The 17,479-nt window shown below is 63.5% G+C and carries 13 protein-coding genes; 5 read left to right on the top strand and 8 right to left on the bottom strand.

Annotated elements, in window-relative coordinates; all coding sequences use genetic code 11:
• Nucleotides 1-249: 249 nt before the first annotated feature.
• Together OKA05_RS18640 and OKA05_RS18645 are read right to left on the bottom strand one after the other, a co-directional pair.
• Nucleotides 250-2,541, bottom strand: a complete 2,292-nt coding sequence (locus OKA05_RS18640) for a glycoside hydrolase family 2 protein (protein WP_264488695.1) — start codon at nt 2,539-2,541, stop codon at nt 250-252.
• A 145-nt stretch (nt 2,542-2,686) separates the two neighbouring features.
• Nucleotides 2,687-3,883: a hypothetical protein gene (locus OKA05_RS18645; protein ID WP_264488696.1), complete on the bottom strand. Its 1,197-nt coding sequence runs from the start codon at nt 3,881-3,883 to the stop codon at nt 2,687-2,689.
• 246 nt (nt 3,884-4,129) lie between these two features.
• Between OKA05_RS18645 and OKA05_RS18650 the strand changes: the two genes are divergently transcribed.
• Nucleotides 4,130-8,716, top strand: coding sequence for a beta strand repeat-containing protein (locus OKA05_RS18650; RefSeq protein WP_264488697.1), 4,587 nt, complete (start codon nt 4,130-4,132; stop codon nt 8,714-8,716).
• A gap of 209 nt (nt 8,717-8,925) precedes the next feature.
• Here the strand turns inward: OKA05_RS18650 and OKA05_RS18655 are convergent, their stop codons facing one another.
• The 4 genes from OKA05_RS18655 to OKA05_RS18670 form a co-directional block, all read right to left on the bottom strand.
• Nucleotides 8,926-9,294, bottom strand: coding sequence for a hypothetical protein (locus OKA05_RS18655; RefSeq protein WP_264488698.1), 369 nt, complete (start codon nt 9,292-9,294; stop codon nt 8,926-8,928).
• A 14-nt stretch (nt 9,295-9,308) separates the two neighbouring features.
• Nucleotides 9,309-9,722, bottom strand: coding sequence for a hypothetical protein (locus tag OKA05_RS18660; protein WP_264488699.1), 414 nt, complete (start codon nt 9,720-9,722; stop codon nt 9,309-9,311).
• Between the two features lie 5 nt (nt 9,723-9,727).
• Nucleotides 9,728-10,660 (bottom strand): hypothetical protein, encoded by a 933-nt coding sequence (locus tag OKA05_RS18665; RefSeq protein ID WP_264488700.1) that lies wholly within the window; start codon nt 10,658-10,660, stop codon nt 9,728-9,730.
• Nucleotides 10,661-10,951: 291 nt separating this feature from the next.
• A complete protein-coding gene (locus tag OKA05_RS18670; protein WP_264488701.1) occupies nt 10,952-11,173 on the bottom strand; it encodes a hypothetical protein in 222 nt (73 codons plus the stop codon).
• A gap of 236 nt (nt 11,174-11,409) precedes the next feature.
• Between OKA05_RS18670 and OKA05_RS18675 the strand changes: the two genes are divergently transcribed.
• From OKA05_RS18675 to OKA05_RS18690, 4 genes are read left to right on the top strand one after another with little or no spacing between them, the layout of a single operon-like run.
• A complete protein-coding gene (locus OKA05_RS18675; protein WP_264488702.1) occupies nt 11,410-11,889 on the top strand; it encodes a hypothetical protein in 480 nt (159 codons plus the stop codon).
• 52 nt (nt 11,890-11,941) lie between these two features.
• On the top strand, nt 11,942-12,712 hold the full coding sequence (locus OKA05_RS18680) for an ABC transporter ATP-binding protein (protein WP_264488703.1): 771 nt from the start codon (nt 11,942-11,944) through the stop codon (nt 12,710-12,712).
• Entirely contained in the window at nt 12,709-14,307 is a 1,599-nt protein-coding gene (locus OKA05_RS18685) for a hypothetical protein (RefSeq protein WP_264488704.1), read from the top strand. The genes OKA05_RS18680 and OKA05_RS18685 overlap by 4 nt, the downstream gene beginning before the upstream one ends.
• Before the next feature lies 1 nt (nt 14,308).
• Entirely contained in the window at nt 14,309-15,169 is an 861-nt protein-coding gene (locus OKA05_RS18690; RefSeq protein ID WP_264488705.1) for a methyltransferase domain-containing protein, read from the top strand.
• An 84-nt stretch (nt 15,170-15,253) separates the two neighbouring features.
• Here OKA05_RS18690 and OKA05_RS18695 read toward each other — a convergent pair whose 3' ends face one another.
• Nucleotides 15,254-16,213, bottom strand: a complete 960-nt coding sequence (locus tag OKA05_RS18695) for an SMP-30/gluconolactonase/LRE family protein (RefSeq protein WP_264488706.1) — start codon at nt 16,211-16,213, stop codon at nt 15,254-15,256.
• A 109-nt stretch (nt 16,214-16,322) separates the two neighbouring features.
• Nucleotides 16,323-17,414, bottom strand: a complete 1,092-nt coding sequence (locus OKA05_RS18700; RefSeq protein WP_264488707.1) for a glycosyltransferase — start codon at nt 17,412-17,414, stop codon at nt 16,323-16,325.
• Nucleotides 17,415-17,479: the final 65 nt, after the last annotated feature.

A 17,479-nucleotide genomic window follows, 5' to 3' on the forward strand; every position in this document is an offset into this window, starting at 1 on the left:
GAAGCGCTAATCTATCTCTCCATGACCAAGCGCATGCTCACCAGAATCGCGGCCTGAGCATTTTTCAGACAGCCTCTTAGACGTGTTGGTGACAACGACGAAGCACGCGAACTGCCCGCTTCCGGTGACCGTTCCGCGCTGTCACCAGCGCGCCTACGCGAAGAGGAGACCTCCTTCGTCCAATCCCAAAAAAGAAGCGCGGGCTACATGGCCCGCGCTTCCGGAAATCCAATGCTGTTAGAAGCCCTCTCACTCCGCCGTCAGCGGCGCGTGGATCTTCTTCAGCTCCTCCGCGGGGATCTTAATGACCTTGCGGTCGTAGGACATGAGGCCGTTGATCTCTTCCTCGACATCAGCGGTCTGGGTATAGACACCGCCGGCGACGCCCTTGGCCTTGAGATCGGTCAGCACCTTGATGGATTTCTCATAGCGCTGGCGATATTCCTCGATGCTCTTCGGCAGGCCGCCGTAGCCCCAGTTCTCCTTGCTGACGTTCCACAGGTGGTCCTTCACCGGCCAGCCGTGACCGCCGAATTCTCCGACGACCTTGATGAAGTCATCGTATCGCTTGTCCTCCGTCGGATAGCCGGGATCCGGATAATGGTGCAGGTCGGCGATGTGCCCCACCGGCCAGAAGTTTCCGCCGCTGGCGATATTGATGTGGCGGGAGGGATCGCGCTTCACCGACCACTCGCCTACTTCCATCGTGCGATGCTGGCCCCATGCTTCATTGAAGGGCGTCCAGACGACGATGCTCGGGAAAGGGTCGAGCAGCGTGATCATGTCATCGAACTCGGTGAGCCACTGCTTGTGATCTTCCTCGGACCACTCGGCGTCCTTCGGATTGAGATCGAACTTCGTCCACGGCGGACTTGCACCGCCACTGACCTGATCCTGCCAGACCAGCATGCCGATCTTGTCGCAGTGGTAGTAGTAGCGCTGCGGCTCCACCTTGATGTGCTTGCGGATCATGTTGAAGCCCGCGTCCTTCAGCCACTGGATCTCGAAGACCATGGCATCGTCGGACGGCGGGGTGAGCAGGCCATCCGGCCACCAGCCCTGGTCGAGCGGGCCCCAGTGGAAGATGACCTTGCCATTCAGCGTGAAGCGCCAGCGGCCGTCCTTGTCCTTCACCTTGCCGACTTGGCGGAGGCCGGTGTAGCTGGTGACCTGGTCCGTGACCCGATCACCTTCACCAAGGATGGAGACGCGGATTTGATAAAGGTGCGGGCTTTCCGGCGACCACAGCTTCGGATTCGGGATCTTGATCGCGTCTCCGCCCGTGCCTTGGGCGATCACCTTGCCGTCCTCGAGTACCTCGATCTTGCGGGTGACATCGGCGTAGTCCGCACCGTGGAGCTTGCCCTCCACCTTGATCTCGCCGGTGGCGATGTCGGTGGAAATCTTCAGGCCGGTGATGTGGCGCTCGGAAACTTCTTCCGCCCAAACGGTCTGCCAGATGCCGGAGTTCCGCGTGTAGAAGATGCCGCCGGGATTGAGGACCTGCTTGCCGCGGAGCTGGGAGCCGCCCGTGGCATCCTCGACGCGGACGGTCAGGGTGTTGTCGCCGTCCTTCTTCAGCGCGTCGGTGACGTCGAAGCTGAAGGGCAGGTTGCCCCCGACATGGGTGCCGACTTCCTTGTCATTCACCCAGACCTTGGCGCGATAATCGACGGCTTCGAAGTGAAGGATCGTGCGCTTGCCTTCCTTCGGCGAAAGGTCGAGCGGGCGGCGATACCACAGCGCCTCGTAGGGCTGGAGCATGCGGCGCACGCCGGAGAGCTTCGACTCGACCGGGAATGGCACGAGGATCTTGCCGGCCCACTTCGCCGGCGTGGCAGCATCGAGCGTGGTGATGGCGTAGTCCCAGTGGCCATTGAGATTGGTCCACTGCTCGCGCTGGAGCTGCGGGCGGGGATATTCACGCCACGCATTCTCCGCGGTGACCTTCTCGCCCCAAGGGGTGATCAGGTCGGAATGCACCGCACCATCGCTGCCGAGGAGATTACGTAGATCGGGCAAGGCTTCCGTGTCGATGACGTGGGCATCGATGTACTGGCCGCCGGTCCCTTGGTGGCAATGCACGGCGAGCAGGTTGGCACCGGCCTTGAGCGTGTCGCGGGCGCTCAGCTCCAGCGGCACGATCTTGTAGGTCTGGGTATAGCCGCTGAATTTCGCGATCTGCTTCCCATTGAGGAAGACCTCCGCGTCGTCATCGTGGTGAATGAAAAGCGCGGGCTTCGCCGGCATCTCCTTCAGCTCGAAGGTGCGGCGCAGCCAGATATCCCCGGTGGTCCACTCGGTATTCACCACGCCGCCGGGAGCACGCTTGCCATCGGCCTTGCCGCCGAAGCCGCCGGGTCCGGACTTCCACGCGGCATCGTCAAAGCCCGGAGCTTCCCAAGCTGCAGCGGGCTTATCGGTCGTGTATTTCCACTGCGCAGCGGCCGGTGGCTGCTGGGCCTGCGCCGTGGCGGCAAGGGCCAGCAGGCCCAGGCAGCCCGCGAGCCGGCGGCGTCTTCTTGGGTAGGTATCGTTCATGAGACTGGTGAGAATGGGGAAAGTTGGCCCGTGATACGGGTTTTATTAGCCAATCTTCCACCCGATGACGGATTTTCCCGAAACGGGAACACCCACCCATCGCCGCGATTTCCCCCGGCCGCAAACGACCTGCCTCAGAAGGCCATCACAGCCGCGCCGGCTCAGGCCTGCGCCGCAGCATCCCTCTCAGCCACTCTTTCACCGCGGAAAATCCCCTCACCATCGCGTGGTCGCGGACGCCGTGGAGCTTCAGGTGCCCGGCCACGGTCTCCTCATGACCCCGGTAGCGAGGGAGGAAGAGCAGCAGGGTCGACTCCTCGGCCTCGCGTCCATGGACCAGCGATGGAGAAAAGATCCCCTTCTCCACCTGCCGCACCCCATCGGGAAGAGGCACCGTCCGCTCGTCCAACACGCACCAGCGGCGGTAGCGGAACACCGCGGTGCCATCGTCTAACAAGACCAACCGCCCACCGGTTCGCGGCGGCAGCCCGGCCAAGCGACCAAGCGTGAAGACGTGCGGATTCTCCGGCGTCGCCCGCCGCTTCCCCCGCGACGGCAACAGGATATCCGCGGCAAAGCGCGCACCGAAAATGGCCAACCGCATCGCCGCCGGCGCGAGACACGCGGCAACGAGGATCAGCACCACGCACAACGCCGCCGCCAGCCACGGCGCGATGGCATAGATCACACCGATCATGGCTAACAGACCCGTGCGCAGCAACTTCAGCCCCGCGTCCACCGTCGAGAACGGCGACAGGATGATCAGCACGTTGATCGCGTGGCTACAGATCCACACGAGCAGGAACGCGATCACCGCACCGGGAATCATCAGCCAGGAGAGATCGATGAATGCCATCGTCTCACCCGTGAGCGATGCCGTCGGCACCGCGGCCTTTTCCGCCTCCAGATGCTTCGACATCTCCGCCGCGACCAGCGGCACGAAGGCCCCGCTGGCGACCAGCGCGCTCGCCTTGTTCTCAAACAGCTCCACCATGTCGAAGGGCTTCTTCAACAAGCCCGGCACCGCCGTGCCGAGCGAGTCCTTGAGAAAGCAAAGGACCAGCAAGCACAAGCCGGTGCCCCACGCCCACGGTTGCGCATACCACGGCAGCGACGAACGCGCCTCGGCAGGCGATTTCCAATAGCGCCACGCGCCCACCGAGCTGATGCCTAACAGCGGTGAAATCGCCACACCGGTGATCTCGGTGATCCCTTGGCTAAGCGCCACGCCCGGCAGATATTGCTCTTGGGTCGATGGCGGCGCGACGGTCTCCACCTCATCGGCAGCCGGGAGCGGCGCGGTCAAAAGCGTCAAGCATAGCAGCGCGAGGACCTTGATCATGGCATGGGCATAACACCGCCACCGCGCGGAGTCCATTTCCGGATCATAGGATCGCCCCGTTCCCTCTGCCGCCGGCATCGCACGAAAAACCCGTGTCCGGCGACTGCCCCGTTCGGGTAACCCCCTCCCTACTCCCTTCGGGCTATTGGGAAACCATTCCTATGGGACTACGTTCCCTACACGACCCTACCTTGATACGGCCGCCTTCGAGCCAACCCAAGAATCCCAAGCAAATCCAATACTGCCTTGAAAGCCACAACTCGCGTCGCCGCCTCCGCGCCTCAAGCCAAACCCACCATCCCGAAGAGCCCGATGAAAACCCAACTCGCCATCTTGTCCCCCCTCACCCGCTCGTCTCTCATCGCCTGCGCCTCGCTGTGCGCGGCGACTTCCGCCTACGCCGACCAGACATGGTCCGGTGCCACGAATGCCGATTGGAACACGGCCTCCAACTGGACCAGTGCGGTTCCCACCGCAGGTGACGTCGCCATCTTCAATGCAGCCTCCACCGCCAATCTCGCGACCACGGCGAGCGCCAGTTCGGCGGTGGCCGGCGTGAGCGTGGTGGACCCCGCCGCAGCGGTCAGCATGACGAGCCAGGCCAATACCACCGTCTCGCCCACGGCTGCTGTGACGGCGGACAATGCCACGGACACGTTCACCTACAGCGTGGCCCCCGCCACGCCTCTGGCGAATGGCGACCGGGTGACTTTCACGGTGACCACCCTTCCCACGGGGATGACCGCCGGCGCCACCTATTTCGTCGTCAATGCTTCCCCGACCACCTTCCAGATTTCAACCACCGCCGGTGGCGCTGCGGTCAACTTCACCGCCAATGGTGCCACTGTGGTTGTCAACGGCGTGGTGCTGGCGAATAACGCCACCGATTCATTCTCCTATTCCTCGGCGTTCTATCCGACGGCATTCGTCAATAACACCTTGGTTTCCTTCGGTGCCCAAACCGCACCGACCGGACTCACCCCCGGTATCCTCTATTTCGTGGTGAATGCCACCGCGACGACTTTCCAAGTCTCCAACTCCGCGGGCGGCGCGCCGGTTGATTTCACCACGGATGGCCTCAGCTTGAGAGCCTTTGGCAACAACTCCCCTCATTTCACCATCGGCGGTTCCGGCATCAATCTGAGCGCCGCGACGCAGAATCTCACGATCGCCCCGGCCAAGCTGGTTCTCAGTGCCTCCCAAACGTGGAATGTAGGCACGGGTCGCTTGCTCACGATTTCCGGAACTTCGGCTTCGACCGGTTCCACCAGCGCTCTCACCAAGTCGGGCGCGGGCATTCTTCAGCTCAATGCCTCTCAGTTGTCGCCTTCGGGCAGCGTGCTTCTCTCGGGAGGCGAGACCCGTGCGAATGCGGGCAACTTCGTCAACCTCTTCAATAGCGCTCCCATCACGTTCGAAAATGGCGCGAGTCTGACGCACTTTAACGGCACCGGCACCGTGACCATCCTTTCCAATGTGGTGGTGGCCAGCGGTCACTCCGGCACGATCAACATGGGAGACCGGATCGGATGGGGAAACAATGACGCCACCGTAGAAACCCTGACCGGCGCCGGCACCTTGACCTTGAACGCGGCGACGACGGTTTCGCGCGACGACATTGCGGCCGACATGACCGCCTTCACCGGCACGATCAATTTCACCGGCAGTGGCAACGTCCGCCTCTTCATCAATGGCGGCAAAGTGGGGGCGGGCTTCACCAACAGTACCGTGGATCTCGCTGGTACGGTCAACCTCAACCCGCAGACCAACTCGGGAGGAAATACCATCAACATCGGGAAGCTCACAGGAACTTCAACCACGGCCTCTCTTGGCGGGGGATCGGCGGGATCGCCCAACTACAACGTGGGCGGCTTGGGAGCTGACTCCACCTTCGATGGACTGATCTCGGGGAATGCCTCGCTGACAAAATCCGGCGCAGGCACGCTCACGCTGACCAACGCCGCCCTGGCCTACACCGGCACTACCACGGTGAGCGGAGGAACGCTGAAGCTGAATGGCACCAAGACGGGCATCGGTGCGACCTCGGTCAGCGGTGGAACCTTGGCTGGAACCGGAACTTCCGCCGGCACGACCACCATCACCGGCACCGGCATCCTCGCCCCCGGGGACGGCGGAATCGGCAACATCAACTTCGCCAACCTCACCCTCTCCAGCGCCAGCATCCTGAATCTGCAGTTCGGCGTCGGCAACGACACCGCCACGGTGCAAAGCGGCGGAACCCTGAATCTCGCCTCCGGGGCCACCGTGGACGTCAATGGCTTCGGCACTGACGGAACTTACACGATCATCAACACCACGGGTGCCACCGTGGTCGGAACCGCCTCCACCGCACTCACGGCAGTCAATGGCGCCGGAGGAAAGGTCTACAGCTTCTCCGCCACGGCAAACGCCATCCAAATGACGATCTCCGGCTCGGATCCCACCAACTATTGGAAGATCGACGGCGGTGGCTCTTGGAATGTCGCCGGCAACTGGACCAAGAATGTAGTTCCGAACGCGAGCGGAGCGATCGCCAAGTTCGGCCCCGGCCCATCGGGGCTCGGCGGATTCTTCACCGAATTTGGTATCGCCATCACCATGGATGTCAACCGCACCGTCGGCACGCTGGCATTCAATGACGTAACCGACACGGTCGTAACCATTGATCCGGGAGCCAGCGGCATCTTGTCATTCGATAACGGGGCAAGTCCGTCGATCCTCACCAACATCGCCGGGAATCACATCATCAACGCGCCAATCGTCGTGGATGCCGACGACTTGACCGTCGACATCGGCGATACCTACTTGCTGACGGTGAATGGCACCGTGAGCGGTTCGGGCGCCGCCCTCACCAAGAATGGCTTGGGCACCCTCGTTCTTGCTGGCAGCAACTCGTATGACGGTGGCACGATCTTGAATGGCGGAACGATCGACATCAACTCCACTACCAGCCTCGGCAATACGTCCGGCGCACTCACCTTCTCCGGCGGTACGCTGCGTCTCGCTGCTGCCCTCGCCGGAGAGACCCGGAGCTACGAAATCACCGGCGCGAACAATGCGCTGATCGACACCAACGGAAACGACTTGGGCTACGATGGAGTGATCAGTCCGACGGGTGGTGCGACGGGTGGTCTCTCGAAGGGTGGAATCGGCGTGCTCAATCTCTCTGCAGCGCAGACCTACACCGGCACTACCACCTTGACGGCTGGCGGGCTCAATCTCAACGCCGGGGGCAGCACCAATGGTGGAGCAACCAACATCAGTGGAGGTTCCAACTTCACCGTCGCGGGTGGTTCGCTAACGGCGGGAGCCCTCTCATCGGTCACGGGTGCCGCTTTCAATATCACCTCCGGCACCGCGACCTTCAATGCCGGCCTGAATGCCAATACCGGCAACAACAACCTCAACTACGTCATCCACGTCGGTGGCGGCACGTTCACTTCGAGTTTCGTCACGATGGGGCGCAGTTCGACGATCATCAACAATCCGGTCGCCGGCAGCCCCGACATCGGGCTCTATGTCGATGGAGGTATCGCCAACATCACCGGCGCTCTGACTCTCGGCATCACCGGCAGTCTCTCGTCGGTTTCCGCGCGCATCGAGAACGGCAGCCTGACGGTGGGTGGCCCCGTGACGCTCCAGGTGAGCAGCGGTGACCGTTGGACCGTGTTCGATGTGAATGGTGGCACCTTCACCTCCACCGATGCCGTCACCGGCGTCCAGATCGGCAGTGGCCTCATCGGTAGCAGCGCCTTCCTCGTCCGGAATGGCACCGCCGCCGCCGAGCGCATTCTCCTGACCCAAGCTACCGCCTCCACGGAAACGAGCCGTCTCCATGTCACCGGGGGTGCCCTGTATGTCGGCTCCGGCGGCATCGTCGGCAACAACAACGCCGGCACCGGCATCCTCGAAGTGCTGCTGGGTGGTGGAACGCTCGGCGCAAAGGCACCTTGGACTTCCTCCGTGGCCGCCACGCTCACCGGTCCCGCCACCATCAAGGCAGCCGACGCCCTGAATGCGGCTCAGGACATCACGCTCTCCGGCGCGGTCGGAGGCACCGGCTCGCTGACGAAGACCGGCGCGGGTGCACTGAACCTCACCGGCACCTATGACTACACCGGGAACACCACCGTCTCCACTGGCACGCTATCCTTGAACACGGGGACCTTGGCCGATGCCAGCACCGTGGATGTCTCCGCCACCGGCAGCGCCGTCCTCAATCTGAGCTTCTCCGGCACCGACATCGTCGCTGGCTTCAGCATCGACGGAGCGCCTCAAGCCACCGGCACCTGGGGCTCGCTCACCTCGTCGGCGACCCACAAGACCGCGCGCATCACTGGCGACGGCATCCTGAACGTCGGAGGAGCCGCCGATCCTTTCACCGATTGGATCGACGACTTCCCAGCCGTCGGTGCCCTGACCGCCAAGACCGACGACCCGGACAGTGATGGCCTGACCAACCTCGAAGAGTTCGCCCTCGACGGCAATCCGGCCAATGGCAACGCCACCGGCAAGGTCCGCTCGAGGATCGAAACGGTGGGAGCTGACAAAGTGCTCGTCATCACGCTGCCGGTCCGCAATACCGCAACCTTCGGCGGCAGCCCCTCGAAGACCGCCACTGTCGACGACATCACCTACACCATCGAGGGATCGAACAATCTCACCCTCTTCGATCAAGGAGTCACCGAGATTGCAGTCAGCGCGGAAGGAATGCCGACCCCGCTGACCGAGGGCTGGACCTACCACACGTTCCGTCTCGATGGCGCCATCGGTGGGGTCACGCCACGCGGGCCAAGGGGCTTCCTCCGCATCACCATCGAGGATGCTCCCTGAGACGAACCACCTTCTCTAGGGTAAAATTGGGTTATGGGGCCGGGAGAGCTTTCTCCCGGCCTTCCTGTTTTTCCTAGGGAGTCATACAGTTCGGCGAGCTTGCCGCTGGCGCGGCTTTCGTAGCGGAGCGGCTGCGCCGTTCCGTTAGGGGCGGCCCGAAGCTGCAAAGCGGGTGGCGTCACCCAGCAGTCATCGCCCTTACGTGACTCTCAGAAATCCACCGCGTCCGCGATCGACCCGATCACGGAACTCAAGAGCTCGCCCGCCGCGTCAGAGGCCAGGTTATCGACAATGCTGGAAAGCGTGCGCCTTACTCCGAAGGCCGCAAACAACACCACCAACAATCCACCGATAACCAGCGCAGCTTGGGCCGCATTCGAGTCGACTGGAACTCCGCTGATCCCCGAACCGATCATCGCCGCACCCGCCAAGCCAATCATGACCCGTGGCAGAGCTGGCAGCACCTGCACTTTCAGCGACAGGACCTCGCGCTCATCGAGGACATGATGCCGTTGCTTCGCAGCACGAATGCCGGCCTTCACCGCGCGACGGCGGAGCTTCTCGTGATGGTGGTCCATGGCGAGCCTGGAAATTACTCCTCCGCCGCCTCTGTTTTCGCCACCGTGCCACTCATCGTGACCACACAGCGAAACGGCTCGCGGCCGTCCTTGCGAAACTCGACCACGTAGAACCACCGGCAACCATCCTTCGGCAGTCGCTTGAGCAAGTCCTTCTCGAACCGATTCACCGTGCACAGGGTCACCTTCAGCTCCCCTTCCCCGGACGACGCGGCGGCTTGCCGAGCGATCTCCACTGCCCGGTCCCGTCTTAGCGGCGGTTTCGCCCCCGCCTTCGGCTCCCATGCCGGCACCTTGCGAAGCTCGGCGGCATCCACGCGGTAGTCCACGGTCTCGCCATCCTTCGCGGAATACTCGCGGTGAAGCACGACATCCTCTGCCGACGCGCAGCAAAGCATCCCGGACAAAAGGTAAGTTTGCCATTTCATAGCGATCATGGGTTGGCAGGTTTCGCGGTGAGGATTTCGCCATCCGCCGTCACGTGCAGGATCAACTCCGGCGGACCCTGCCAATTCTCCGGCGTGACCGTCAGCGGCCATGCGGTCCGCGCGGCACGATAGCCGGCAGTTTCCAGCGCGAAGGTCGCCTGATAGAGCAAGGGCACCTTGGCATCGGCCGCTGCCTCCGGGTTCCGGCTCGCGGGATGCTCCTCCAGGCTGAGGAACTGCCACGAACCCGGCGGCATCTTCGCGGTCGCTGCCTTCAAGGAGGCATCCAACGCCGCTTCGAAGCCACTTCCGCGCTGCACCAGGGAAGCATGGCGGGCCGGTGTCAGCGAGACCGAGTAGCTCGGATTCTCCTCCCAGCCGTGTCGGAACACTTCGATCGGCGCGACACCAGCGACTGCCGAGTCTCCCTTCTTTAGGCCATCCAGATACTTCAAATCCGCTTCGGATAAATCGCCCAGCGCCACTCGCGAAATCGACTCTCCGGCAAGCAGCGAGACATCATCGTCCGTCAAATTCACCAAGCGCGCCTCGATGACCTTGCCATTGGCATGATGCCACTGCCGGGTATCTCCCGCTCGCAGTTGCGGGATGAGTTCCGCTGCCTTCCCCACCGGCATGTCCGGCAGCATCGAGAGGTCAGGGACCTTGCAAAGCACCACCGCTCCGGAGTGCAGTCGCTCCAACACCTGCCGTTCTTCCGGCACCAGCGCATCGATCGACACCGGCGGAATCTTCCCCTTCGCCTTCCCGTCGTGAAAGTAGGCGAACTTTCCGTCCGGCGACAGTTGAAGCAGCTTCAGCCGGCGCGACTTGCCGTCCGCCATGTGCCAGGTCCGCACCCCCGTGATCACCTCCGGCTCGGCCATCCCTTGCCCGAGACAGAGAACGCAGGTCGCCAACAGTCGCCGCCACTTCATATCCACGACCTAGCCGTTTCCCTCAAACAAGGTCAAGTGGCCAAGCCCGGCATTCTCCCTCACCACGGGCCCCCTTTTCGCAGACTATTCCTTGTGAATAACTTTCGCCGCTGAGCACGGAATGACCGCTATTCCAAGCTCCGCCGGTGTTCACAGCTTGTGAATAACCTTTGCCTTCGGTCGGACTCTCGGGGGCGTCACGGCACCTCATCGGCGACTCGACAACTCCCGGGACAACGCCTCGCGCCCCCTTCTCGGAGCAAGTCGGAGGCGCTGTCCGGGAAGCCGGATTCAGTTCGCGTTCGCAGCCACTCCCACGAGTTGGTAAAAGGTTCCATTGTTCTCATCCACCACGTAGCGAGCGCTCACGATGACGAAATGCTGCGGTTTCCCCCCGCCATTGACGTGATCGATGTGGTCGTCCACGCGGAGTGGCACGGGGGATTCGGTTTCCTTTGGAACGACGGTTTGTGCGGCATTCATGCCGACGGCTTGGAAGCGGATCTTGATCATGGCTTTGGACTGTCTTGGAGGGGATTCCGTGGCGCGCTAGCGCCGGTGGCGGTGAACAGCAATGGTCAACAAACGGCTAAACGAAACCGGGGGAGGAAAACCTTCCAACTTGAGCGGAAAGAACCATCGAAGGCAAGCTTTCGCATAAATCGGCATCCGGGATGACAGTCCGGGATCTGCAATCTTGCGCCGGACGACACTTGATTCAAACCACGAGTTCGAGTTGCCTGAATGGCATGTATTCCCCTTCGATCAGGCGACTCGTTGCCGTCGTGGCGCTCGCGGTTGCCCTTCCCGTGACCGTCTTCGCGGACGAAGAGGAAATCGTCATCCACCGCAGCGAGGAATTCACGTTGTCGGATGGCGCACCCAAGGAAGAAATCCACTTTGTCCGCAAGTTCGCCATGAGCCGTGCACAGTGGGAAAAGCTGCCGAAAGCCCATACTCCCGCCAAGCCGGCGCTTTCCGCCGCGAAGGCAATCGAGCTGGCGGAAGCCAGTCTCGATCCATCCGAAACCGACCGCGCCGACAGCTTCCACGTCGAGAAGCTGGAGCTACGGCACCAGCCCGCCGGCGATCCTCCACGCCCGATCTCCTTTTATCTGGTGGACTTCAAGGTGGATGGCAGCGAAGTCCCGCGGCTGGTGCTCATGGACGGCACGGTGGTGAAGCCCGAACTGGTGAGGCTGCCGCCAAAACCACCGGGCCAGCGATAGCACGCGGATTCGCATCGCCTTCCCCGCCCCGCTCCGCCACAAACTCCGGAGAATGATCTCCCTCCGCCAGCTCACCAAGCGCTTCGGCACGCAAACCGCGGTCGATGCCCTCACCCTCGATATCCCCGCGGGTCAAATCGTCGGACTGTTAGGGCCGAACGGCGCAGGGAAATCGACGACACTCAAGATGCTCACCGGGCTGCTCATTCCCACGTCCGGCAGCGCGACGATCTGCGGGCATGACCTGCTGCAGGACCCCATGGGCGTAAAGCGCAATGTCGGCTTCGTGCCGGACTCGGGTGCCGTCTTCGAGTCGCTGACCGGCCTGGAGTATCTGGAGATGGTCGCAGCTCTCTACGGCATCCCGGCGGAAGCGGCGCGCGAGCGGATCCGGCAGTTTATCGCCTTCTTCGACCTGAGCTTTGAGACGCTGACCGACAAGCTGCTCGGCGCGTATTCCAAGGGCATGCGGCGCAAGGTGGTCATCACCGCAGCCCTGCTGCACAACCCTCCGGTGGTCTTCTTCGACGAGCCGCTCGACGGCCTCGATGCGAACGCCGCGGTCGGCTTCAAGGCGCTGATCCAGACCCTCGCCCGCGAGGGCAAGGCGATCGTGTATAGCTCCCACATCCTCGACGTGGTGGAGCGCGTCTGCGACCGGGTCATCATCATCGACCAAGGGAAGGTGAAAGTGGATGGCGAGCCGGCGGAGTTGGTGAGGCAACACGAAGCCCGTTCGCTGGAGCAGCTCTTCACCAGCCTGACCGGTGGCCACGACCTCGAGCGCAAGGCGGAGGACTTCGCGCGAACCTTCCGGCCGTGAACCCGCCCCCCTCCACATCGAAGACCCTGCGGAAGCTCTACCTGACGCTGTTCCTGCGCGGCCGCAGTTCGCGCGGGCTGAAGAAAGACCGCGCGCCGACCTCGGTAGGCACCAAGCTGTGGGGCACGCTGGCCCTCTATGCGCTGGTCGGGCTGGCCGCGCTGACGTTCGTCGGCCAGCCATCGTTCACGCTGTCCTTCTACCTCCACGGGATGTCGCTGCTGTTCCTCGGCATGTTCGTGGCGGCCTCGGCAGGCGAGATCCTTTTCAACAAGGACGAGCCGGAGATCCTGCTGCACCGCCCTGTGGATGCCCGCACCTTGCTCTGGGCCAAGGTCACGGTGCTGCTGCGCGTCTCGCTGTGGGTGGCATGCACCTTCAATCTAACAGGCTTGATCGTCGGCACCGTGAAGTGGAGCCCGATCTTCGCGCCAGTGCACCTCGTGTCCACCGCTCTCGCGGCCTTGTTCTGCACCGGCAGCGTGGTGCTGATCTATCAGCTCTGCCTCCACTGGTTCGGCCGCGAGCGGCTGGACAATCTCATGACGACCGCGCAGGTGCTGCTTGCCGTCGCGCTGGTCGCGGGCAGTCAGATGGTCCCCTACCTGATGCGCGGGATGGAGGATCAGACCGACCTGCTCGCCGGGAAGTGGTGGCTCTGCCTGCTGCCGCCGGCGTGGTTCGCGAGCTTCGACGAGGTCTTCATCGGCCGCGGCACAGCGGCCACCTGGGCGCTCGCGGGAATCGGTGTGACCGTCACCGCGGGCGTGCTGGTGCTGGCGTTCGGCAAGATGGCGAGCACCTATGAAGAAGGCCTCCAGACACTCGCGGAATCTCGCCCACGGCCACCCCGGAACAGCGGTGACCGTCGCTGGATCGACCGCGTGACAGACCTTCCGCTGCTATCGTGGATGCTACGCGATCCGGTGACGCGGGCGTCGTTCCGGCTATCCGCCGCCTACATGATGCGCGACCGGGACATGAAGCTGCGGCTCTATCCCGGCTTGGCCCCGATGCTGATGATGCCGGCCATCTTTCTCTTGCAAGGCAGCTCGCGGACGATCGGCGAATTCGGCATCGCCATCGCCGGCGGCTATGTCGGACTGGTGCCACTGACCGCCATGGGACTGCTGCAATACTCCCAGCACTGGCAGGCGGCCGATCTCTACCGCTTGGCACCCGTTCCCGGGCCAGGACGCTTCATCCTCGGCGCAGTGATCGCCATCGGCACGGTGCTGGTGGTGCCGGCACTGCTGGTGCTCGCCACCGCCATGTTCTTCCTGCCAGGCGGACTCTATCATCTGCCGCTGCTCCTCCCCGGGCTGATCGCGCTGCCGGTCTATGCACTGGCCCCCGGTGCCATCGACAAGACCGTACCACTCTCGAAGCCGACCGAAGAATCGAAGTCCGCCGGCCGCGGAGCATGGATGTTCCTGATGATGATGAGCGCCATGGTCCTCCCCGGCCTCGGTCTCGCAGCGAAGTACCTCGGCGGCTTCGGCATCTTCCTCGCGATCGAGGCAGTCCTCTCCGCAGGGGCTTGCTTCGCATTGGTCCGCGCGATTTCCCGGAAGCAGTGGGATCCGATCGAGTGACATGATCCACACTGACACCACCGGCGCCGACGTGGCCTCGCACTACGATGAGTTGGACCCGTTCTACCGCCGACTGTGGGGCGAGCACGTCCACCATGGCTTGTGGGAAACCGGCCGCGAATCCCCCCTTGAAGCAGTGGCCCAGCTCAGCCGTCATGTGGCAATCCGAGCGGAGATCAAGGCTGGCCAGCGGGTGTGCGACGTCGGCTGCGGCTATGGGGCAACCGCCCGGTTGCTCGCCGCGGACTACGGGGCGCGGGTCACCGGCATCACCATTTCCCCAAAGCAGCACGCCGCCGCTGCCTCTGCCGGGGGCGCGGAATTCGTGCTCGGGGATTGGCTGGAGAATGACTTCCCCACCGCAAGCTTGGACGCGGTGATCGCGATCGAAAGCACCGAGCACCTGCCCGATGTGGCACGCGGCATCGCGGAAATGGCCCGCGTGCTGGTGCCCGGCGGGCGACTGGTGATCTGCGCGTGGATGGCAGGACCGGCACCGCGGGCATGGGAGCGGCGGCAGCTGTTAGAGCCGATCTGCCGCGAGGGCCGTCTCATCGGCATGGGAAATGAAGCCGACTACCGGCGCTGGCTCGCGGACGCCGGACTGGAATTGCAGACCGTCGAGGACATCAGCCGCAAGGTCCGCCGCACCTGGCCGATCTGCATCCGCCGCACGATCTCGGCCTTCTTTCGCGATGCAGAGCTGCGGCGCTACCTCTTAGACGACCACGAGCGCAACCGCATCTTCGCCGTCACGCTCGTGCGGATCTGGATCGCCTACCTCACCGGCGCACTGCACTACACCGTCTTCACGGCGATGAAGCCCGCTGGGAGCGCGGAATTCATTCCGCTTGGACGGTAGGTTCGCGGGACCATCCAGGCGGAATAAACTCCGCGCTCCCAGTGGCACTAGGCCAGCCGCAGCTCAATCCTAAAACAAGCCGCCCTATTGCTTCAGCGAGACCCGCAGCAATCGGTCATCGGAGGTGAGATAAAGCCGCGTGCCATTCTCCCCGAAAGCCACGTTAGCGGTCGGCCGCCCGCACAGGATCCGGCCTAACAGCATGCCCTCCGGATTGAAGATCAGGCACCCGCCAGGCCCGGTCGAGAAGACGTTGCCCTTCGCATCCACCTTGATGCCATCCGGCGATCCGGGACCTTTGAGTTCCTTGCAATTGAAGAAGACCTTGCCGCCCTCGGTCGAGCCATCGGGCTTGAGCGGATAGGCCATGATGATCGGCGCGGGCCCATGCGATTGGGCGACGTAGAGCGTCTTGTTGTCCGGCGAAAGCGCCACCCCATTCGGCCGGTCGAGGTCGCGGGTCAGCAGCGAGACCACGCCCTGCGGCGTGACGCGATAGACGCCATGGAACGGCAGCTCCCGGAACTGCGCGTCCTTCTCCCGGCCCGGCATGCCATACGGCGGATCGGTGAAATACACGTCCCCATTGCGGGCGATGGCGAGGTCGTTCGGCGAGTTGAAGCGCTTGCCGTTGAAATTGTCTGCCAGCGTCCGCTTGCCACCGCCGGGCGTGAGATAGGAAACGCGGCGGTCGCCGTGCTCGCAGCAGTAGAGCTGGCCCTTTTCATCCATCGCCAGGCCATTCGAGCCGGGCTCGCTGCCATACGGCGCGACGCCGGTGTAGCCGGATGGCTTCATGAAGACCGTCGCCTCCGTATCGCCCTCCTTCCACTGATAGATCGTATTGCGCGGCACATCGGAAAACAGCAGGCGCTTCTCCTTCTCATCCCACACCGGCCCCTCCGCCCAATCAAAGCCCTTGCACAAGGTCTCAATCTTCGCCGCCGGGTCAAGGATGGCATCCAGCGCGGGATCGAGTCGTTCGATGCTTTCCTGCGCGGACACGAGCGAAGGAATGAGGGCGAGAAGGAAGACGGCTTTCATCATGCTTCCCTCTACGCACCGCGGCCCGCCGAGTCGTCGACGAAGAATGTCATGCCATAAGGAGTGTCGACATTCTGTCGACACGGCATGGACAAAATGTCCACGCTCCTCACCCCAGCACCCGCTCATAAACCCCGATCACCTTCGCCGTCATCGCATCAAGCGTGACCTCGTTCGCGACAAGTTCGAACGACGGAGCAAGCCGCGCCTTCAGTCCGGCTAGATCCGCCAGCGCGTGCTTCAATCCTCGGACCAACTCCGGCACCGAATGCGTCTCCATCAGCGCCTCGGCCGGCAGAAACTCGGGCGCAAATCCCACCTTCGTGGAAATGCTGGGCACCTTCATGTGCAGCGCCTCCGCCAACGTGTAAGGACCGCCCTCATTGCGGGAGGCGACGATGAACAGCTCCGCGCAGCCCATCAGACCCACCGCGTCATCTCGATGGCCCGCCATCCACACACGGTCGCTCAGCCCATGGCGGCCAATAATCTCCTCAAGCTGCGGGCGCTGCAGCCCCTCCCCCACCAGCCACAGCTTGAAGCCGGGCACCTGCGCCATCGCTTCCAGCAGCAGGTCCATGCCCTTCGCCGGAACCAGTCGGCCGACGGTGCAGAAGACCGGCTCCGGTCCGCCGAGGAAGGGCGGATTAGTCGCCAGCGCCGCCTCGCGGGTGCCGGGCGGCGGCGGGGCGATCGAGTTCCAGATCACGGTTGCGGGAATGCCGCCGAGCGAGTCCCGCACCTGCGCCGACGCGGTGATCACCGCGTCGTAGTCCCGGAACGGCCGGGCGCTGCGCTTGATGTTCTGGACCGTCGCGACGCGCTTGATCCCCGGCAAAAACCGCCGCACCGAGCGCACCATCGCCCCGGCCTTGTTCGCGTGCGCGTGGACGATTTGCGGCCGGGTCGAGAGGATTTTACCGCGCAGCGCCACCAGGTTGAAGGGGTTGAGCCGCCCGCCGCCCATCGGGTGGGCCAGGAAATTCACCGCGGGATCGAAGTGCGGCCGCATCGTCTCGTCGGCCACCGCGCTGACGGCATGGCCGAGGGCGGCCTGCCGGTTGGCGAGTTCGATGACATTTTTCTCAAGGCCGCCCTTTTCGCCGACGCTGGCGAGGACGTGACAGACGCGGATCACGCCGCGGAGGCTGGCCGGGCGGGTGAAAGCTGCCAAGCGACAAAACGCCCGGCCGAGGATCACGCCTTCCGGGGTTGCCGGGGGAAATCCGCGCCGCTAGACAGACCGGGTCGCCCGGCGGCTCCAGC

The organism is Luteolibacter arcticus (genome assembly GCF_025950235.1).
In the GTDB taxonomy this organism is placed as follows: domain Bacteria; phylum Verrucomicrobiota; class Verrucomicrobiia; order Verrucomicrobiales; family Akkermansiaceae; genus Haloferula; species Haloferula arctica.